The 18972-nt window shown below is 67.2% G+C and carries 17 protein-coding genes; 8 read left to right on the top strand and 9 right to left on the bottom strand.

All coding sequences use genetic code 11. The features are described 5' to 3' along the window. Positions 1–16: 16 nt before the first annotated feature. Both arr and QQX10_RS04825 read left to right on the top strand, forming a co-directional pair. On the top strand, positions 17–433 hold the full coding sequence (gene arr, locus QQX10_RS04830) for an NAD(+)--rifampin ADP-ribosyltransferase (protein ID WP_301118624.1): 417 nt from the start codon (positions 17–19) through the stop codon (positions 431–433). A 31-nt stretch (positions 434–464) separates the two neighbouring features. Further along, positions 465–962: a hypothetical protein gene (locus tag QQX10_RS04825; RefSeq protein WP_301118551.1), complete on the top strand. Its 498-nt coding sequence runs from the start codon at positions 465–467 to the stop codon at positions 960–962. A 119-nt stretch (positions 963–1081) separates the two neighbouring features. Here the strand turns inward: QQX10_RS04825 and QQX10_RS04820 are convergent, their stop codons facing one another. The 5 genes from QQX10_RS04820 to QQX10_RS04800 form a co-directional block, all read right to left on the bottom strand. Beyond that, the gene (locus tag QQX10_RS04820; RefSeq protein WP_301118550.1) at positions 1082–1501 is read right to left on the bottom strand and encodes a hypothetical protein; all 420 of its coding nucleotides are present in this window, start codon (positions 1499–1501) and stop codon (positions 1082–1084) included. Continuing rightward, on the bottom strand, positions 1498–2967 hold the full coding sequence (locus tag QQX10_RS04815) for a serine hydrolase (RefSeq protein ID WP_301118549.1): 1470 nt from the start codon (positions 2965–2967) through the stop codon (positions 1498–1500). The genes QQX10_RS04820 and QQX10_RS04815 overlap by 4 nt, the downstream gene beginning before the upstream one ends. A 120-nt stretch (positions 2968–3087) precedes the next feature. Then, complete coding sequence (locus QQX10_RS04810; RefSeq protein WP_301118548.1) at positions 3088–4593, bottom strand: M20/M25/M40 family metallo-hydrolase; 1506 nt, start codon at positions 4591–4593, stop codon at positions 3088–3090. 190 nt (positions 4594–4783) lie between these two features. After that, on the bottom strand, positions 4784–6070 hold the full coding sequence (locus tag QQX10_RS04805; RefSeq protein ID WP_301118547.1) for an APC family permease: 1287 nt from the start codon (positions 6068–6070) through the stop codon (positions 4784–4786). A 48-nt stretch (positions 6071–6118) separates the two neighbouring features. Then, positions 6119–6772 (bottom strand): zinc-binding dehydrogenase, encoded by a 654-nt coding sequence (locus QQX10_RS04800; protein WP_301118546.1) that lies wholly within the window; start codon positions 6770–6772, stop codon positions 6119–6121. 332 nt (positions 6773–7104) lie between these two features. On the opposite strand from QQX10_RS04800, the gene QQX10_RS04795 reads away from it, so the two are divergent. Continuing rightward, entirely contained in the window at positions 7105–7554 is a 450-nt protein-coding gene (locus QQX10_RS04795; RefSeq protein WP_301118545.1) for a hypothetical protein, read from the top strand. A 120-nt stretch (positions 7555–7674) separates the two neighbouring features. Beyond that, positions 7675–8871 carry a restriction endonuclease gene (locus QQX10_RS04790; protein ID WP_301118544.1) on the top strand — a complete coding sequence of 399 codons (1197 nt, stop codon included), beginning with the start codon at positions 7675–7677 and terminating at the stop codon, positions 8869–8871. Here the strand turns inward: QQX10_RS04790 and QQX10_RS04785 are convergent. Then, on the bottom strand, positions 8837–9232 hold the full coding sequence (locus QQX10_RS04785; protein WP_367281258.1) for an alcohol dehydrogenase catalytic domain-containing protein: 396 nt from the start codon (positions 9230–9232) through the stop codon (positions 8837–8839). The two genes, QQX10_RS04790 and QQX10_RS04785, sit on opposite strands and share 35 nt — an antisense overlap. A gap of 243 nt (positions 9233–9475) precedes the next feature. Here QQX10_RS04785 and QQX10_RS04780 point away from each other — a divergent pair, with 243 nt between their 5' ends. After that, a complete protein-coding gene (locus tag QQX10_RS04780; protein WP_301118543.1) occupies positions 9476–10000 on the top strand; it encodes a hypothetical protein in 525 nt (174 codons plus the stop codon). A 138-nt stretch (positions 10001–10138) separates the two neighbouring features. Here the strand turns inward: QQX10_RS04780 and QQX10_RS04775 are convergent, their stop codons facing one another. Both QQX10_RS04775 and QQX10_RS04770 read right to left on the bottom strand, forming a co-directional pair. Next, on the bottom strand, positions 10139–10846 hold the full coding sequence (locus QQX10_RS04775) for a hypothetical protein (RefSeq protein ID WP_301118542.1): 708 nt from the start codon (positions 10844–10846) through the stop codon (positions 10139–10141). Positions 10847–11011: 165 nt separating this feature from the next. Then, positions 11012–11704, bottom strand: coding sequence for a DUF429 domain-containing protein (locus tag QQX10_RS04770; protein ID WP_301118541.1), 693 nt, complete (start codon positions 11702–11704; stop codon positions 11012–11014). A 74-nt stretch (positions 11705–11778) separates the two neighbouring features. Here QQX10_RS04770 and QQX10_RS04765 point away from each other — a divergent pair, with 74 nt between their 5' ends. The 3 genes from QQX10_RS04765 to QQX10_RS04755 are packed head-to-tail and all read left to right on the top strand — an operon-like array spanning position 11779 to position 17992. Then, positions 11779–13008, top strand: a complete 1230-nt coding sequence (locus tag QQX10_RS04765) for a DUF6361 family protein (RefSeq protein ID WP_301118540.1) — start codon at positions 11779–11781, stop codon at positions 13006–13008. Further along, complete coding sequence (locus tag QQX10_RS04760; RefSeq protein WP_301118539.1) at positions 13005–14834, top strand: phospholipase D family protein; 1830 nt, start codon at positions 13005–13007, stop codon at positions 14832–14834. The genes QQX10_RS04765 and QQX10_RS04760 overlap by 4 nt, the downstream gene beginning before the upstream one ends. After that, the gene (locus QQX10_RS04755) at positions 14831–17992 is read left to right on the top strand and encodes a helicase-related protein (protein WP_301118538.1); all 3162 of its coding nucleotides are present in this window, start codon (positions 14831–14833) and stop codon (positions 17990–17992) included. Before QQX10_RS04760 ends, QQX10_RS04755 begins: the two co-directional genes overlap by 4 nt. A 134-nt stretch (positions 17993–18126) precedes the next feature. Here QQX10_RS04755 and QQX10_RS04750 read toward each other — a convergent pair whose 3' ends face one another. Beyond that, complete coding sequence (locus tag QQX10_RS04750; protein WP_301118537.1) at positions 18127–18903, bottom strand: DUF4145 domain-containing protein; 777 nt, start codon at positions 18901–18903, stop codon at positions 18127–18129. Between the last annotated feature and the right edge of the window lie 69 nt (positions 18904–18972).

Below are 18972 nucleotides of genomic sequence, written 5' to 3'. Positions count from 1 at the left end.
GACGCGCGAGCCACCGGTGCCCTTCGAGGTCTACGGCGACGGGACCGTGTATCTGCACGGGACCAAGGCGGCGCTCGCTCCCGGCGACGTGCTCGAGCCCGGCTACGAGTCGAACTTCCGTCCCGACGCCCCGCTGCGGCACGTGTACGTGACCCGGACCCTCGACGCGGCGACCTGGGGCGCTGAGCTCGCCGTGGGCGACGGGCCCGGCCGGATCTACGTGGTCGAGCCGACCGGCGAGCTCGAGGACGACCCGAACGTCACCGACAAGCGCTTCCCGGGCAACCCGACGCTGTCGTATCGCACGCTCGCGCCGGTGCGGGTGGTCGGGGAGATCCGCGACTGGGTGGGTCATCCGCCCGAGCGCCTCCAGGGGATGCGGGACGGGTTGGCGGCGCTGGAGGCTCGCGGCGAGGACGTCATCGAGGACTGAGCAGGGTCCGAGCCGTGGCACCCTTGACGCCGTGAACACGCCTGACCTGATCCCCGTCGACGCCGCGCTGGAGGAGTTCGAGCTGGAGGTCGCGCACCGGCCGCTGGTGCGGCAGATCGCGCTGCGCGCCGGGATCGTCGGCGGTGAGCTCAAGGCCTCGTACGTGAAGCTGCATCGGATCGATGGCATGCATCCGCTGCACGTGACCCATCGTGGGGTGGAGTGGTTCTCGTCGGAGGTCGAGGTGGTCTCCGCGTCGGGCCTTCCCGAGGCGGTGTGGTCGAAGACGAACCGCGCGGGCACCACCAACTGGGGCGTCGCGTTCCCGAAGATTGTGGTCGCTGCGGCGGTGTCGGTGGACGATGCGGTGCTGGCTCCGGCGGGCGGGGCGTCCGACGCCCCCGCCGACGCGCCGCGCCCGGCGCGTCTCTCCAAGCCCGCCTCGCCCAAGCCGGTCGAGCGCGACTACGGCGTGTGCGACCGCTGCTGGCAGGCGCGCACCGCCGCGGGTGCCTGTGGGTGCGACTAGCGGGGTGCCTTCTGGCCTATTCCGGTTGAGACTGGAATGGGCCGCGCGGCATGCGGGCCGTGCCCGCGCCGGTAGCGACGTGCACGGGTGAGCGTGTGCGCTGGCCCACGATGCGTGCGTCAGTCGCAGAGGTCGCACACACCCGTCGCCGGCAGGGCCACGAAGTGCACGGGGCAGGTGCCGTGGTCGCGTTCGGGGGCCTCGGCGCGTGCGGTGTTCCGGCTCGTGTAGGTGACGGGGTGCGTGACGCCCCAGAGGGAGGCGCGGTCGGACTCCCAGGTATCGGCGCCCTCGCCGGCGGCGGCCTTCGCCTCCTCGCGGGAGACGAACCCGGTGGTGTGGCCCGACGCGATCCGCAGCGGGCTGCCGCGGTCCGCGCGGAACGCCTTGATGAAGCCGGGGGTGACCTCGCAGCCGCTGATGCCGACGTGGGCGGCGAGGTCGCGGACGAAGTCGCGGTTCGCGAGCGGGAGGCCGAACTGCGTGATCGCGTCCTCGAGAGGGATGCGGGGTTTCTTCGGCTTGGCGGTGCGGGTCACACCGTCGAGCGTAGGCGGTTGGCGGGGCGTGGCCCGGTGTAGGCGATGACGATCCGGAACAGCGCCCACACGACGCCGCCCACGGCGGTCGCGGTCATGATGAGCGCCATGTCGGGCTGGAAGATCCGCACCGTGGATAGCGGCGCGCCCATGAAGCCCGGGACCAGCCACAGCAGCACCCACGCGGCCGCCGCGGTGGTGAGCACCGGGAACCACAGGCTGAACAGGCCGGCGGCGCCGGAGGTCTTCGCGCGGACCTTGTCCCGCTTGGCCCACGCCCACGCCATGGCGAGCAGGTACAGGACGGGGGCGAGCGCGAGCCCGAGGAACAGGGCCTTCTGCCCCCACCGCGACCCCTCGCCCGCGTAGTCGAGGTCGAGCGCGGCCGCGGTGACGGCGTACCGCAGCTGGGTGGTCTCCCCGAAGCCGATGCCGCTGCCGCCGTTGACCAGGACCACCACCGCATCGTTCCCGCCCGGAGCCATGGTGGCCTGCGTCTCGACGCCGGGAACGGCGCCCGAGTGGCCGACGGTGCCTTCGCCGTTGACGTACCAGCCGAAGCCGTAGAAGGGGGAGACGGCGCTGGCGGGGCGCATCATCTGCGCCTTGCCGGCGGCGCTGAGGACGTCGTCCTCGCCGTTCATCATCATCCCGAGGTAGAGCGACAGGTCATGGGCGCTCGCGATGATCCCGCCCTGCGGGGCGGTCGCGCGGTCGGTGGGCGTCTCGCCGAGCGGCCGCTTGGTCCAGAACCATGGGGTGTGGCCGGTGGCCATCTCGAGGTGGACGGCGCCGTCGGCGACTGTGCTCGCGGTCATGCCGACCGGCTCGAGGATGTGCTCCGTCACGTACGCCTGGTAGCTGGTGCCGATGACCTCCTCGATCAGCCGGCCCAGGACCTGGTAGTTGGTGTTCGAGTACTCCCAGCGGGTGCCCGGCTCGTAGGCGGGGGTGACGTCGGCGAGGCCGCTGACGGCGTTGGCGAGGTCGTCCTCGCCGCCGCTCCGGTCCCCGTGAGCCGTGTTGCCCTGGAGGGTGGAGAAGCCGCTGGTGTGGCTGAGGAGCTCCCGCACGGTCGGCGCGCCCGCGGGGGTACCGGCGAGCGCCTCGACGTAGTCCCCGCCGGGGGCGTCGAGGTCCACGTCGCCCGCCTCGACCAGCTGCATGACGGCGAGGGCGGTGAAGCTCTTGGAGATCGAGCCGATGAGGAAGGGCGTGTCCGCGGTGACGGGCGTGTCCGTGCCCTTCCGGGCGACGCCCTGTCCGCCGGACTCGGCGAGCTCGCCGCCGCGGACCACGGCGTAGGAGACGCCGGGCGCGAGCGAGGCGGGCAGCTCGGCGGCGACGATGTCCTCGATCGCGGTGGACCCGATGGTGTCGCTGTCGGCCGTGTCGGCGGCTGCGGGGACACCGGCGCCGCCGACGGTGGCCAGCGCGAGAATGGCGGTGGCGATCAGGTGTCGCACGAGTGTCACCCCCCAGTGGTCGTGCGAGCGGATTTCCGTCGACCCTAGCGGGCGTGGTCCGGGCAGGCAACGAGGCCCCCGCCACTGGCGGAGGCCTCGCTGGTGTTCAGGCGTCCGGGGTCAGCGGACGGCGTGGGTGCCGAGGAACTCCAGGTCCTTGGAGTGGCCCTTGGCCTTGCCCTTGGCGGTGCCGCTCACCGCGGACGTGGTGTCCGCGAAGGTCAGCGTCGCGTGGGCGATCGCGTCCGACATGAGGCCGAGCGTCTCCGTGGAGACGTTGTCGATCGTGTCGCAGGCCGCGTGGTAGCACGGGTCGTACGCGACGCCGGCGACGCCGCCGTAGAGCGCGGCCTCCTCGACGGACTTGATGCCCTCGGCGCCGGTGAACAGGCCGCCGGCCGGGATGCCCGCCTCGATGAAGCCGAGGTAGTCGGAGCGTCCGTCGAAGGCGGTCGCCGTCGTGGGAGCGCCGGCCGCGTCGAAGAAGCTGGTGAAGACGTCCTCGACCACGTCGGAGCCGGTCGGGCCGGAGAGTCCGAACGCGTCGCCGTCGCCGTCGTAGACGAAGTTCACCGCATTGGGCGAGCCGACCATGTCGAAGTTCAGGTTCACCGAGGTGCCCTTGAGCTCGGACTTGGACAGCTGGGAGACGTAGTACTCGGAGCCGAGCAGGCCGTCCTCCTCGCCGCTCCAGAACGCGAAGCGGACGCGGTTCTCGGGCTCGATGCCGAGCGCCGCCATCTGCAGGGCGGTCTCGAGGATCGCGGCGGTGCCGGAGCCGTTGTCGTTGATGCCGGGGCCCTCGCCGACAGAGTCGAGGTGGCCGCCGACCACCACGGTGCGGTCGGTGCGACCGGTCGGGGTGTCGGCGAGCAGGTTCATGGTGTCGACCGGGTTCCACACGAGATCCACGTCGAGGGTCAGCTCGAGGCCCTCGGCCTCCGCGAACTCGACGCCCAGGTCGTACGGGGCGCTGACCACGGGGATCGTGGCGCGCAGGTCGCCGAGGGTGCCGCCGAAGAGGACCTTGCGGTCGTCGCCGTTGCCCTGGTTGAAGATGATCACGCCGGTCGCGCCGGCCGCCATCGCGTTCTCCGCCTTCAGCGCGAAGGTGCAGGCGCCGCGCTGGATCAGGGCGATCTCGCCGGCGGGGAAGCCGGCGAAGTCGGACTCCTCGCAGCCGCTGGTGGAGCTCGCGGGGTCGTCCAGCGCGAGGTCGACGCCGGCGACGCCGGCGGTCGTGGCACCCGCGCCCTCCATGTAGAAGAAGTCCGTGCCGTGGACATAGGAGGTCGGGTTCGGCGCGAGCTGCTCGAGCGTCGCGGAGATGAGCGTCTCGCGCTCGTAGGTGAACGGCTGGATGGTGGTCACGTAGCCGGCCGCGTCGAGCAGGTCCTTCATGTAGTAGACCGAGTCGACGTGACCGGAGGTGCCGGCCTGACGGGTGCCGCCGTTGACGTCGGCGATGTCCTGCAGCGCCTGCAGGTGCTCCATGACGCCCTCGGCGGTCACCGCGTCCTGGAGGTCGGTGGTGTCGGTCGGGACGGCTGCCTGGGCGCCGGCCGCGATCGCGACGCTGGCGGCGAGGCCGGCGGTCGCGGTGAAGGCGATCGTTCTGGTTCGCATACTGGATCGGTGATGCACGGGAGATCCCCCTTGATCGTTCTGGGCGGAACACCGGGTTTGTCCCGCTCGCAGTATTTGCGACCTTAGACGGGGTTTGTCAGGTATTTCAAACGGAACGTCAGTGCGTGTCAGATTCTCCACACGGGGATTGCGGGGCTGGCGGCACCCGAGGTAGCGCGCTGGTGAGAGCTCACTCGAGGCGGAGCTCGGCGCGTTCGGTGAGGCGGAACACCGCCTCGATGCCGGCCGCGAGCCCCACCAGGCCGAGCAGGACCCAGAGGTTCTGCGCATCGTCCGGAGCCGTCTGCCAGATCAGCGCGCCGAGTGCGACCACGCACGCCGCGGCGGCGACCCAGGAGAGCCAGGCGCGCGAGGCGACGTCGCGCGAGCGGACGGCGCTCGCGGCGTTGACGGCGGCGAAGATGATGAGGAAGCCTGCCGATCCGATGGTCGCGATCGAGCCGAGGTCGAGGGTGTTCGCGACCACCAGGGTGATGCCGGCGGTGATGAGAAGGCCCTCGATGTCCCGTCCCCAGAGGCGACGCCCGAGGGCCTGGGGGAGCTCGTGGGCTCGGACGATGCTGTAGCTCAGCCGCGCCGAGCCGTACAGGGTCGCGTTGATCGCGGACGCGGTGGAGAGCATCGCGGCGATCGCGATCATGGTGAAGCCGGCCTGGCCCAGGAACGGCTTGGCCGCCTCGGCGAGGGCGAAGTCCTTGGCGGCGACGATGCTGTCGACGCTCAGGTTGCCCACCGTCACCGCCGCCACGGCGACGTAGAGGACCACGACGAAGCCGACGGCGATGAAGAAGGCGCGGGGGAGGGTGCGGTGGGGATCGGCGACGTCGTCGGCGGTGTTGGCGATGAGCTCGAAGCCCTCGTACGCGAGGAAGATGATCATGCCGCCCGCGGCGACCTGGAGCAGCGGAGCCCACGCCGTGGGTGCCAGGCTCGACGAGTCGATCCCGAACGCCCCGACGCCGACGAAGAGGGCGAGGATGGCGATCTTGAGGCCGACGATCCAGTTCTCGGCGCGCCCGATGATGGTGGCGCTCAGCACGTTGAGGCCCGCGATGAGCACGATCGCGGCGCTGGTGAGCAGGTGCGCCCCCAGGCCCTGCCACCGGTCGGGGAGGAAGGTGGCGCCGTAGCTGCCGAACGCGTACGAGTACAGCGACAGCATCACGATGTAGCTGAGCCAGAGCAGCACGTTGAGGGTGCCGGTCAGATAGTTCGCGCCGAAGGCGCGGTTGAGGAACGTCACCGTGCCGCCCCGGCCGGGGTAGGCCAGCGACAGCTTCACGTACGAGTAGGCGGTGAGCAGCGCGACGCCGCCGGCGATCGCGAACGCGAGCGGGGTGCCGCCGTGGGCGAGCTGCACCGCGAGGCCCAGCACGGCGAAGATCCCGCCGCCGACCATCCCGCCCACGCCGATCGCCACCACGGGCCACAGCCCGAGCTTGCCGCTGCTGGACATGGAACCTCCCTGCTTCCAGCGTAGGGCGACCACAGCATCGTCCCTCCGTCAGGGCTTGAGGAGCACCTTGCCGGCGCGGCCCGGCGTGAAGTGCGCCGTCACGGCGTCCGCGATGTCGGCGAGGGCGAAGGTGGCCTCGACGGGCAGGGTGATGGTGCCGTCGGCGAGCGCCGCGAAGAGCTCGCCCATGAGGCGGCGGCGGTCCTCGGCGGGCATGGCGCCGCTGACCTTGGAGCCCCAGAAGCCGCGGATGGTGGCCTGCTTGAAGATGACGTCGCCGGAGGGGATCTCCAAGGTGGGGGAGGCCATCGCGCCGAACACGACGAGCGTGCCGTTCTCGGCGAGCTGCGACATGACGTCGCCCGCTGCCTTGCCGCCGACCGACTCGACGCCGACAATGATCGGGGCGCCGCCGGCGATGGCGGCGACGCGGTCCTGCCAGCCCTCGGTGTCGGTGGCGACGATGCGGTCGATGCCCTGGGCTTCGAGTTCGGCGATGCCTGCCTCGCGGCGGACCAGGCCGACGACGTTGATGCCTCGCGGCTTCGCGAGCTGCGCGACCAGGCGGCCGACGGCGCCGTTGGCGGCGTTCTGGATCAGCCAGTCGCCCTCGGAGAGGTCGAGCGAGTCGAGCAGGCTGATCGCGGAGAAGGGCATGGCGACCAGCTGGGCGGCGACCTCGTCGGGGATGCCTTCGGCCAAGGGGATGAGGGCGGCGGCGTGGCGATAAACGTAGGCCCAAGCTCAAGCAGGCCAGCCAGCGCACGAGCTAGAGCACGGCCCTACGGACCAATGGCCACCCGCCCACCTCCTGGGCTCGCGACGTAGGCGGAAGTGCACACGCCATGAGCAACGGTCGTCTGCGATGATTCCTTCAATCCTTCGGATGGGAGCCCAGCATGAGCGAGTCGCGCACCTACATATGCGTGGAGTGCGGCACTCCAACAGAGAGCGGACTCAGTTCACGCGGGCGACCGTCATCGCGCGCGGCCACGGGCTACTGCGCACTCCACCTGGCAGAAGCGATGAGGGACATGCACGAGGACATCATCGAACCCGCCGAAATGGTTCGGTCCTCAGGTAATCCCACGATTCAGCTGTGCGAGGGAAACGCGGTCGAAGATTGCCAGTGGACTTTTGCGCCCGCCGCCTTCCAAGTGCGCACCAACTCAGGCTCAGTGAAGTACGCGTGCATCGACTGCGCCCCCTACACCAAGCAGTACGACGAGAGTTCCTGGGTCCTTGTCGCGCTTGACCCAGCCACCGGCAGCGAAATTGCATCTGCGACCATCGACGACAGCGACGAAGAGTGCAACGTCCAGTCCTGTGGTGAACCTGAGGAGCACCTTCGCCAGGTCGCAACGCTGCACGTTGCCGAGTCGCTGACGGCGTGGGAGACCTGTGAAGCCCTACTCGATGAAGCAGTCAAGTCCATCTGGCAAGCAGCCCTCAGCGTACAAGCAGACGTGAGACTTAATCCCTAGAGCCAATCCGCGCCGCGTATCACCCCATGCTGGCGCGCTCGTGATCGGGCGGATCAGCAACTAGCAGGCTTGGACAGACCTGTCGCGCAGCCACAGCGCGCGCTATGCCAACATCAGACCGTGCCTACTTCGACTGACCTGCCTTTCGAGCTGCATGCAGATGCTGATCTCGTCATCGACGCCGTCTATCTGGGTGGCACCTCAGGCAACGCCGGCGACGATCCGATCAACAAGCTGCTGTCCGTGGGAAACGTGGGTGGCTTCCGTCCGCTCGGGAGCGTCACCAAGCAGACCGTCAGGTACGTCGTCCTCTACACGAGCGGCATTGACCCAGACTGGCCTGACGAGTTGGACCCCCGCACGGGGATCTTCGTCTATCACGGCGATCAGAAGACACCCGGACGGGCACTGCATGACACTCCGCGCAAGGGCAACATCCTGCTGCGCGATATCTTCGCGAACGCTGACGGCGGCCCGCAGGGGCGAAGTTTGGTCCCGCCAATCTTCCTGTTTGAGAAGGCATCGCCCGGAAGGAGCGCAGCGTTCAGGGGCCTGCTAGTGCCCGGTGGTGCAGCGATCAGGCCAGACGAAAGGCTTGTAGCCGTCTGGAAGAGCGCAAAGGGTCAGCGATACCAGAACTACCGGGCCATGTTCACCGTGCTCGATGTCGGCATTGTGTCGCGCGACTGGCTGGCGGATCTGACAGCCGGGCACCCGTTGACGGACAACGCACCCAAACCGTGGTTGAACTGGATCAGGACGGGCGCGTACCAAGCACTCACCGCGGTTCCCAATGCCACCCATCGCACGCGCGACGAGCAGTTGCCGAGCGATGCGGTCGGCAAGCAGATGCTCGCTGCCATTAAGTCCTACTTCGAAGACGAGCCGACCGAGTTCGAGCATTGTGCCGCTCAGCTCTGGCAGATGATGTCGCCGGCAGTGAGTGGCCTAGTAGTGACTCGAGCTTCTGTCGACGGAGGCCGCGACGCCATCGGCTCCTACGGGCTCGGTCCCGTGTCCGATCGAATCGAGCTGACGTTCTCCCTGGAAGCGAAATGCTACGCGCCCGACACCGTAGTCGGGGTTAAGCAGGTGTCGCGACTCATCTCGCGAATCAAGCACCGTGAATTTGGAGTCTTCGTAACGACGTCCTACGTCGGCCAGCAGGCATACAAGGAGATTCGTGAGGACGGACACCCAGTCGTCGTGATCAGCGGGCGAGACATTGTCGACTTGCTCCGAGAGCGCGGTTTCGGAACGGTCGATGCGGTCCGTGATTGGCTCAGAGGCGAGTTCCCGCGGGGTGCGGAAGATTGAACTGCACACGGCGACGAGTAGCGGCGCCCTCGTGCACACCTGACCGGGTGGATTGGCAACTAGCGGGCTTGGCGACGAACTGCTCGGCCCACACGCCGAACGTGCCGCCGGTCGCGACGCGCATGCCGGGCTGCAGGTGCTCGACGCCCTCGACCACGCTGACGGCCTCGGTGCCGGAGCGCGCCGGGAAGCTGGGCCTGTAGCCGTAGGTGCCGGCGACGGTCCAGAGGTCGTGGTTGTGGATGGCCGCGAGCGTGAGGCGCACGCGCGCCTCGCCGGGGCGGGGCTCGGGGGTGGCGACGTCCTCGACGGTGAGAACCTCGGCGGGGTTGCCGAACGAGTGGTGGATCAGTGCCTTCATGAGGGGCCTTCCTCGTGCGAGGGGTGGGGTGCGACTGTGCCCGGGGCGCCTCGGGGTGGGAGGCGGGGTACGTCGCTGGGTGCCGGATTGCGTCAACGGCAAGTGGCCCCTGTCCATTTCTTCGATCTGCGCCGACCGTTAACTGGCGGAGTTGTGGAGGAGCCCCGTGGGTGACCAAAATCCGGGAGTCGACAACGCCGAGCCTCGTAGGTTGGCGGGTGACAACGAAGTCGAGGGGGAATCATGGAACTCAAGCGCACGGCTACTGCTGGAGTGGCGGCTCTGCTGGGCGCCGCTCTCATAGCCGGATGCACGAGCGAATCCGCGTCCGACACCCAAGCGGGCGGGGCAGAGACACCGGCGGATACCTCTACCGCGACTGAGCCCGAGCCGACCGAAGCGTCGCCTGCCGCAGAGGAGACGAGTGAGGCCCCGGTGTCCGACATCGAAGCGGCCGTGCAGACATTCGTCACGGCGCTCGATGAGCTTGGTATCGACCACACGGAGCCGGTGCGCGCCGAAGTCGGGGCATCCGGAGCGAAGGCAGTCTTCGACATCACGATCAACGGCTACGACGCCGGGATCAACGTGTTCCCCGACGGCGACACGCTCGCCGCGTGGCAGGAGCTGAGCGACTCGTTTGGGGGCATCCATGTCGCATGGGAGCATAGCGCGCTCTCGCTGAACTCGAGCGACGGCATCGCGAACTCGGCCGAGATTGCACCGTTGATCGCAGATCAGGTGGGAGGCGAGGCGCGCGGCGTCTGAGCGCACTCTCCATTCTGTATCCACTCCGAGCTCCGCGGTGGGCTCGATTCCAAGAGGCGCCTTGCACGGCGCTGGAGTGGGCAAGCGTCGCGCGAAGGCGGCTTTGGAGTTTCGATTTTGGCATTGTGGCGGCAATGGCTACGGGCTACAGCCGCCAGCCGCAGAGATTGAGCTCGCTGTGCAGGCCACCACAGATTCCATCGGGCCCACATACGTCTCAAGTTTGAAGGTGCCGACGAAGTATGCATCGTCGTCTTCGACGGGGACGAGGACCGCGGTGACTCCGTTTGACCCACCTGCGAGATAACCGGTCACGGTCCCGTGACTCTCGAAATCGACTTCGACTAGCGGAAGTGGGTGCACACCCGTTGAGAAGAACAGCGAACCCCAGAGTGCAAGGGCTGTAGTCGCCAGGAACAGGGTCGACGCCACCACTAGTCGCGAGCGACGGCGATACCCCAGCATTCCTGGCACCGCCGCGACAAGCAAGATGGCGAAGCCCGCCACCTCATTTGCTGCGAACCACGGGACCAGAACAGCCGCGACTGAGAGGCCGGCTGCCACCAAGAAAGCGACGAGCACCGTGAAGAAGATCCGCAGGCCCCTGGGCTCACCATTCCCGACAATCAGAGGGAGCGCTGTCAACAGGACGGCATAGAGTCCCACGACGCCCCCAATGAAGACTCCTGTAATAAACTCGGGGATCGCTCCACGGATCGCGGCGAGGGGATCGATGTACTGGGCCGCTGCGGCGGCCTCATTGACGCTCCCCGTGGCAATCAAGACCCAGAGCGATGGCGCTGCGAGCGCAAGTGCACCGGTAACGCTCGCGGCCGCCACAAGCATCTCCCGAGGTCCGATGCCAGCCTGAGCAAGGCGAAGCCATACGCCACTCTGACGTGGCTCCCAAGGCCGGGTCCGTCGCCGCGCCAGTGACACTGACCTGCGGGCGCTTGGCATGGGCGGGCGCGACGCCAGTCGAGACGACCGGTTCTTTCTCGCACCCACTGTCTAGAACCAGATCGCCGAGTCGACGCCGTCTGAGAACCGCTCGGACCCGGCCGCGGCTGGAATGCGATCCGCCTCGCCCCGCGCAACTCGCCGTGCAGTCCACGCCATCGCTGCCGCATCGAGGACATCGTCGGCAGCGGCACCCTTCAGCGAGGACTCCACTCCAAACGGCACAGAGATTCCCTCACCGTCAAGTAGCTGGTGGCGTAGTGACATCCCGGCAACGGACTTCTTTGCGTGCTCGATTCCGGTGCCCCTCATTGCGCGGAAGCTCACCTCAGGATGACCCTCAAGGATCGGGATGCGCGCACGGTCGCGGTACCCATCGACGTCGAGGATCCGCTCGCGAATCGCATATGCCTGAGCCGAAAGGCTCTTTCCTGAAGCGGCGAGCGACGCGGCTCGTGCGGCCGCGTAGGACTCGGCCTCGAGAGCCGCACGAACGGGAGTGGGAAACACGCTCGGGCCACGCGGGGCAATGAACTTTCGAGCCTGCGTATCCGCGGCTCGTGAGCCCGAATTAGGAATGCCGATAGGAATGTCGACCACGATGATCCTCGCATCGAACTCGGAGATTCCTCGTTCGTCCGCATCTCGAACGCTGGGGGCGATGAATACGTCTCGGTACCCAGCATCGTCGATCACGATCGCGACCCAACCGGTCTTGCAGGCGTCTAGCCCGATGTACGTCATGCTGCCCCTCGCAGTCCACACTCGATTGCCGATGTTGGGAAACCTACCGACACCCACTGACACTTCTCGCGCAAATGGCAACGATTGGCGAGAATCTCTCCATGGCATCGAGTTTCGGCTGGCTCGACAACGACGACGAGCAGCGGCGCCGCATGCTCGAAGTGGTGGATCTCTTTCGCGAGCAGGGCACCATCGACGAGCTGGGCATCGGAAGCATCCGGGACACTCTGGCAAACGCAATGTTCCCCGGCACGTCCACTCTGCATACACGCCTGCGATACGTGCTCTTCCTTCCGTGGCTGATGCGGGATGCGTCTCACAAGCGCAACCCGAATGAGATGGGGGCCGAGTTCCGCAACATGCAGTACCGGTTGACCGAGAGCCTTCTTGCCGGCGGTGAGAACGAAGGCGTCATGGGCAACGTCGCACGCCGCAACCTCAAGCGGCTCCCCGGCGACGTCTATTGGTCAGCGCTTCGATCCTGGGGCCTCGTTGACGCCACATCGCCAGACGCGTACTACCGTCGGCTCGCCGACTTCCGCGCACTCAAGCAGCGGACAGCCGAACCAGACGACGTCGACGCGTTCACCGCCCTCGCCACCGATGGCATCGATCCGGACCTCCCGCCGCCAGCCCCGGACCTCCTCCGGCGCGCCGACTTCGCCTTGACGCCGCATGAGGAGGAGTACCTCAAGGATCGCATCGCGACGCGTACGCGCGGCACGCTGCTCGCGTGGCTCGTGATCAACCAACCCACGAATGCGAGCGGCGCCGATGCAGCCAACTTCCCGTGGGAGATCGCGAATCGCGATGAGCTTCCCGAGGACCTAGGAACGACTGTCGAACATGCAAGGCGATTCAGCGAGATCGTCCAGGGCGCCGCCCTCGTCTACAACCTCGCACTCGCCCGCAGGGCCGGCAGGGACGAAGTCGCCGATCGGCACGCGGAATCGCTGGCGCTGTGGCAGGACACATCAGCTCCGGACGATGCGCGATCCTGGGACCGTGCCGATTGGTGGGCCCTCATCACACGACACAATCCGCAACTGCGCTCGACAACCCGAGATTTCATCGAACGTTGGATCGAGCTGGCCGGGTCCGGGGCAGAGCTGCTCACCAGCGACCAGGCGGCACGCCTGGTCGAGAATCGGGAGCGCCAGATCAAGGGCGCACGGGCGCGCTTCGTGAATCAGGCGGCGCTCGACCGGTGGTCCGGTTCGAGTGGCCTTGGACGGCTCGATTTCCGTTGGGGCAATTCGATCGTCCACCTGCGCGATCTCTATGCCGCGAGGGCCGCCGCATGACTCTCACGCCCGAGACGCGCGTACTTCTTACCGACGCCCTCCGGCCGCCCGCCGGGTTCGGCGTCGACGTCGCAGTCGGCACCACCTATTCGATGGACCTGACCGCGCTCCTCCTGGCGCCCCTCTCGTTCGCGCTCGAGGACAGGCTCTCGGGTGAGGACCTCGATGGCGCGGATCCTGTCCGGCTGCTTGAGGCGGTTCGGCGGTACGCGGACCGCACGACCGTGTTCTGCCAGGCCGGGGGTATTCACGTGCCCCCGAATTACCGGAGCATTCTGACGTTCGTCGAGGAGTCGGTGCGCGAGGTGGCGGCGCCCCGCGCCGGGGCGATCTTCCACCCGAAGACCTGGGCGCTCCGATTCGTCGACGAGTCGGGGGAGCGATACCTCCACCGTGTGCTGATCCTCAGCCGCAACATCACCTTCGATCGGTCCTGGGATACCGCGCTCGTGCTTGATGAAGCGCCAGACGGCAACATCGACGCGGCACCCATGGCGGACTTCGTCTCGGCTCTTCCCTGGCTGGGGCTCCGGCCCCTCGATTCCGAGCGCGAAGCGGCCATCGCCAGCCTTGCAGGGTCTCTGCGTGCCGCAGCGCTAGCGGCTCCGGCACCGTTCACCGGCGGCGAGCTGATTCCTATCGGCGTCACGGGCGATCGTGTCTGGCCCTTCCCTGAGTCTGCACAGAAGATCCTCGCCATCAGCCCGTTCCTTACGACCGGGGGAGTCGCAGCACTTTCATCGATCTCCACTAAGCGGACCCTCATCACGCGGCAGGAGTCGCTCGACCTCCTCGGTGCGGACGCGTTCAAGGGCTGGGAAACCAACGTCCTTCAGCGTCTGGCCGAGATCGAGGCCGGCGCCGACCCTGGCGACGCAGAGTCAGCGACAAGCGAGGTAGTGGGCACGAGCGAGGGTCTGCACGCGAAGACCTTCGTGGTCGATCTCCTGGGCGGAACCTCGCAGGTGATCACAGGCAGCGCCAACCTCACCAGCGCTCGGTGGGGCAACAACGTCGAGTTCGATGCCCTGCTCTACGGTCCGACCCGCGAGTGCGGGGTCGACCGGGTGCTCGTCGGGTCGGATGAGGCTCCCGGACTGATCCGGATGCTCGAGGCCGCGTCCGCGGTCGGCTCAGATCCCGTCGACGACCCCCAGATTGTCTCGACATATGCGATTGAGGCGTTCCACCGCTCGCTGGCCGAGGGAGGCATGACGCTGCAGGTCCGGCGCCACGGCGACGGCCGTGTCGACGCGACGCTCACGACCCAGCTAGCGACGGAACCGCCGGGCATCTGTTCGATATGGCCGATCTCGGTGCCGCGAGACGGGCACAGCCGGGCGCTGAGCACACAAATCTCCTGGGATCTCGCCGAGGAGAACGTGACCCCCTTCATCGCGGTCGAGACGACGGCAGGCGCGGGGGACGATCGTGTGGTGCGCCGATGCGTTCTCAAGGCAGAGCTGACCGGCGACGTGCGCGACCGACGCAAGAATGCCGTGGCGACTGTACTTCGGAACCAGCAGGATGTACTTCGCTACCTGATCTTCCTACTGGGAGACCCCGCCTACGACGCGCTGCTCGCCGAACTGGCCGGAGCGGAATCGTGGGGATCCTGGGGCGATGCGCCGCGGGGGGTGTCGGTGGACGTGGCACTCTTCGAGCCGCTCGTTCGCGCCGTCGGACGTGACGATGCGGCCCTGGCACGCATTGCGGGTGCGGTCGACGAGCTGCGCCAAGTCGACGGTGCGCAGGGCCTGATTCCGGCAGGCTTCGACGAGCTCTGGGAAGTCGTGTGGTCAGTCCACCAGGAGCGTCGCGCATGAGCACTCCACGGGAACGGCCCAATTCCGAGGAGATCCTCGCCGGGCTCAAGGACTTCCAGCGCCGCACGGTCGACTACGCGTTCGAGCGGTTGTGGGGCGAGCACGACCAGACCAAGCGGTTCCTGGTGGCTGACGAGGTTGGCCTGGGAAAGACGATGATCGCCAAGGGGCTCATCGCCAAGACCGTCGAGCACTTGTGGGACATCGAAGATCGCATCGACATCGTCTACATCTGCTCGAACACCCAGATCGCTCGCCAGAACATCGGGCGCCTCAACGTGGTGGGGGGCACTGAGCTGCGGCATGCAGACCGCCTCACCCTCCTGCCTCAGGTGATCCGTGAACTCCGCTCCGAGAAGATCAACTTCGTGTCCTTCACCCCGGGGACCTCGTTCGAGGTCGGCAACCAGGGCGGCAAGTTCCAGGAGCGCGTGATGTTGTACTGGATGCTCGTCGGCGCGTGGGGCAACGATGCGGTGAAGGCGCGCCGGTGGCGGCGCTTCTTCCAGGCCACCATGAGCGAGAAGAATTTCGGCTGGCACCTCGGGCAGTTCGATCGCCGCACGCTCGACCCCGACCTCGTCGTGGCGTTTGGCGAAGAGATCGCTGCCGCGTCAGGCCCGGAGGGAGGCCCCCTTCGCGATGAGATCGAAGCCTGCGTGGCCGAGTTCAACTACCTCCGTGGCGATCCGGACTGGCGGCTCAGCGCGCGCCGTAACCGGCTCCTCGGAACGCTCCGCCACCTGGTAGCGCGCGCGGCCGTCGATCACCTGGAACCGGACCTCGTCATCCTGGACGAGTTCCAGCGCTTCAAGGACGTGCTCGATGGTGATGGCGACGGAGCTGACCTCGCGCGAGCCGTCTTCGACCACGAGAAGGCACGCGTCCTGCTCCTCTCGGCGACGCCGTTCAAGATGTACACCCTGCCCGATGACCCCGCGGGTGACGACCACTACGCGGACTTTCAGCGCACGGTCGCATTCCTCGCGGACGACGAACGGGCGGAGCGCGTGCGCCGTGACCTGCGGACTATGCGTGACTCTGCGATCGCGGGTGGCCCCACCGATGAGGCTCTGGACGCGCGGGACGGTGTCGAACGCGAACTGCGGCGCGTGATGAGCCGCATGGAGCGGCTCGCCTCGACGCCGGATCGCGACGGGATGCTGACGGAACGCGAGATGCCCGGCGCGGTTCTCGATCGTGAGGACGTGCGGTCGTGGAAGACCTTCGACGCCGTCGCCCGGCACTTCGACAAGAACGATGTTTTTGAGTACTGGCGGTCCAGCCCGTACCCGCTCAACCTGATGGAGCGGAACTCATATCAGGTGCGCAGGCAGCTCGAGGCCGCCATTGACCGCAAGGATCAGGCCCTGGCGCGGCTGCTCGAGTCGGCGCCGGGCCTGCTATCGCGCGATGACATCGACAACTATCGGCACATAGACCCCGGCAATGCCAAGCTTCGCGGGCTGATGGCGGACGTATTGGACCGCGGTGCGTGGAAGCTTGCTTGGCTCCCCCCGTCGCTGCCGTACTACGAGCCCGGACTGGCGTACGCAGACCCGGAGCTTCGGCGGTTCACCAAGCGGCTGATCTTTTCCTCCTGGGCGGTCGTGCCCAAGGCGATCTCGGTGATGATGAGCTACGAGGCAGAGCGGCGCACAGTCGAACACGCCGATATGCAGGGGCGCACGTACGACGAGGTGCGTGCGACCACCGCGCCGCTGCAGTTCCGGCCGGCGGGCACTACCTTCGCTCTCCTCTATCCCTCGACTACGCTCGCACGAGCCGGAGATCCCCTGCAGATTGCGCGCGACGTCGGTGCTCCCATGCCGATGGATCGCAACTGGATGATCGGCATCGTCCGTGAGCGGGTTGATGCCCTCGTCGCGCGGCTCGGCGTGCGCTCTGAGCCCGGTGGCGCCGCAGACTCGCGCTGGTACTGGGTGGCGCCAGCGTTGCTCGACCGGTTCGACGACTCTGTCCGCGGTGGTGAACTCCTCTCGTGGATGCGCCGAGACACGGCCGACGACGACGCGGGCTCGCGTATGGACGTGCATCTCGACCTGCTGGGTCAGCTCGATGGACTCGAGCCCGGCGGTGATGCTCGTGAGCTCGGCCTCGGCGCCGTGCCATCCGATCTTGCGGCCGTACTCACCGATCTCGCCATCGCCGGACCGGGCGTCGTTGCGCTCCGGGCACTGTCGCGAGTGTGCGGAGGTGCCGCATCGCTCGCCGACCCGTCGGTTCGAGGGGCGGCGGTGCAGATCGCCCAGGGCCTGAGGTCGCTCTTCAACAAGCCGGAGATCATCGTGCTGCTCAGAGCGCAGGATGGCGAGGCCTACTGGCGCGACGTCCTCCACCATGGCATCGACGGCTGCCTGCAAGCGGTGCTCGACGAGTACGCGCACGTTCTTGTGGAATCTGAGGGGCTCCAAGACGCCTCGTCGCATGACAGGGCACGCTCGATCGCAGCAGTGATGGCGGAGGCTCTGTCGATCCGAACCGCGACCAACGTAGTCGAGCATGTGACGGTCGAGGGCGGGCTAGCCCAGCTTCACCCGCGTCGCGTCGGAAGCCACTTCGCCGCGCGGTACGGCCGCGTTCAGTCCGATGACAAGGCGGTGGTGCGCGAAGGCGCGGTGCGTGTGGCGTACAACTCGCCTTTCCGACCGTTCGTGCTGGCCTCGACGTCAGTCGGGCAGGAGGGGCTTGACTTTCACACCTACAGCCACGCCATCGTTCACTGGAACCTGCCTGGGAACCCGGTCGACCTCGAACAGCGCGAGGGGCGGGTGCACCGTTACAAGGGCCATGCGGTGAGGAAGAACGTCGCGGCCGCTCACGCAAGTGCGGCGCTCGACGACCTTTCTGATGACCCGTGGAGCGCGGTCTTCGCCGCAGCAGTGGAATCGCGGTCGGGTGCGGACTCGGAGGTGACGCCGTTCTGGGTCTATCCGCGCGACGGGGGAGCCGCGATCGAACGGTACGTCCCGGCGCAGCCGTTGAGCCGCGAGCTTCAGCACTACCGACGGCTCCTGCGGACGGTAGTCACTTATCGGCAGCTTCTAGGCCAGCCGCGTCAAGACGACTTACTTAGGGCCGTGGGTGAATCCGCTTCTTGGATGCAGATCGATCTCTCCGCCCGGGGCGGTTCGTAGCTACTCGAAAAGGTCCTTGTCGACCTGCACCACCTCGTTATTCTTGTCGAAGGTGGTGCAGCGTCGCCTCGTGGCATCCGATGTGGCAAGCGCGGCACGATGCGGCCAATGCGGTGCGGAAGGTGTCCCCGGAGCTAGGGCTGCCTCGTGGGCCCCTTGGCTGCGTTGATGCTCCGCGCGTGGGCATCGATATCTGGCCCTGTAAATAGTCGGTGAAAGGCCTCATCCAGGACACGCGCTCCAGCAACAACTTCGACGGTGGTGACGTCCGAATCCTCGTGAGTGCCCGCGTTGCCGAGCCACTTGACGGCGAAGAAGAGATTGGCCACGGGCGGCCGGCCCGCGTCGGCCGCCGACCACTCTTCTATCCGTTCGTGAGCATTGCGAAACTGCCCGCTTATGCGTTTGCCTGCAATGCCCTGGGAAGTGAGGAACTGCTCGACGGTCGCACGCAATGCGGTAGCGGCTAGACCTGGGTCAGCGAAGAGCACTCGAGAAGCGCGCAGAACGCCGTCCTTGACCTGCGCTGGTGCGGACGCCGGGATCGGCATCAATAGCATCGGTGGGTGCAAGTGCGTGACGGTGTAATAGGAGGAGTAGTTGTACCCCTGATACTCGGATTCTTCCCCGATGTTCTTCTTGGCATAGCCCACTCGGTAGTCGCCGGTACCGTGCACCGCTTGCCTGCACTTCGGGTTCTCGCACTCTCCACGGACCACAAAGGTGCCGAAGATCCAGATAGGCTCGAAATTGGGGTGGTCGCGTGCAGAAACTGCGGACGAGTCCTCATTCTCAGACGGGGTCGCGAAGCCGATGTAGCCGGTCTGACAGGTGGGACAAGCGGGGCGGGGCCAGGGCAGTCCCTCTTCAATGGGGCGAGCGAGTTCCGCAAGTGCAGGGTCGACGGCCATGGGTGCAGCGTATTCCTGGGATACGGCAGCGACGGGTCTATCGTTTGGGCGCGTCTGACGCCCTAGTGG

Origin of the sequence: Demequina lignilytica, assembly GCF_030418305.1 — a bacterium.
In the GTDB taxonomy this organism is placed as follows: Bacteria; Actinomycetota; Actinomycetes; order Actinomycetales; family Demequinaceae; genus Demequina; species Demequina lignilytica.
This window is presented reverse-complemented; position numbering and strand designations above follow the sequence as displayed.

Bases quoted from the DNA above. Each gene is read 5' to 3' on its own strand.
- QQX10_RS04810 (WP_301118548.1), bottom strand. From the start codon at position 4,593: ATGCGAACCAGAACGATCGCCTTCACCGCGACCGCCGGCCTCGCCGCC.
- QQX10_RS04805 (WP_301118547.1), bottom strand. From the start codon at position 6,070: ATGTCCAGCAGCGGCAAGCTCGGGCTGTGGCCCGTGGTGGCGATCGGC.
- QQX10_RS04795 (WP_301118545.1), top strand. From the start codon at position 7,105: ATGCACGAGGACATCATCGAACCCGCCGAAATGGTTCGGTCCTCAGGT.
- QQX10_RS04785 (WP_367281258.1), bottom strand. From the start codon at position 9,232: ATGAAGGCACTGATCCACCACTCGTTCGGCAACCCCGCCGAGGTTCTC.
- QQX10_RS04780 (WP_301118543.1), top strand. From the start codon at position 9,476: ATGGAACTCAAGCGCACGGCTACTGCTGGAGTGGCGGCTCTGCTGGGC.
- QQX10_RS04775 (WP_301118542.1), bottom strand. From the start codon at position 10,846: ATGCTTGTGGCGGCCGCGAGCGTTACCGGTGCACTTGCGCTCGCAGCG.
- QQX10_RS04770 (WP_301118541.1), bottom strand. From the start codon at position 11,704: ATGACGTACATCGGGCTAGACGCCTGCAAGACCGGTTGGGTCGCGATC.
- QQX10_RS04765 (WP_301118540.1), top strand. From the start codon at position 11,779: ATGGCAACGATTGGCGAGAATCTCTCCATGGCATCGAGTTTCGGCTGG.
- QQX10_RS04760 (WP_301118539.1), top strand. From the start codon at position 13,005: ATGACTCTCACGCCCGAGACGCGCGTACTTCTTACCGACGCCCTCCGG.
- QQX10_RS04755 (WP_301118538.1), top strand. From the start codon at position 14,831: ATGAGCACTCCACGGGAACGGCCCAATTCCGAGGAGATCCTCGCCGGG.
- QQX10_RS04750 (WP_301118537.1), bottom strand. From the start codon at position 18,903: ATGGCCGTCGACCCTGCACTTGCGGAACTCGCTCGCCCCATTGAAGAG.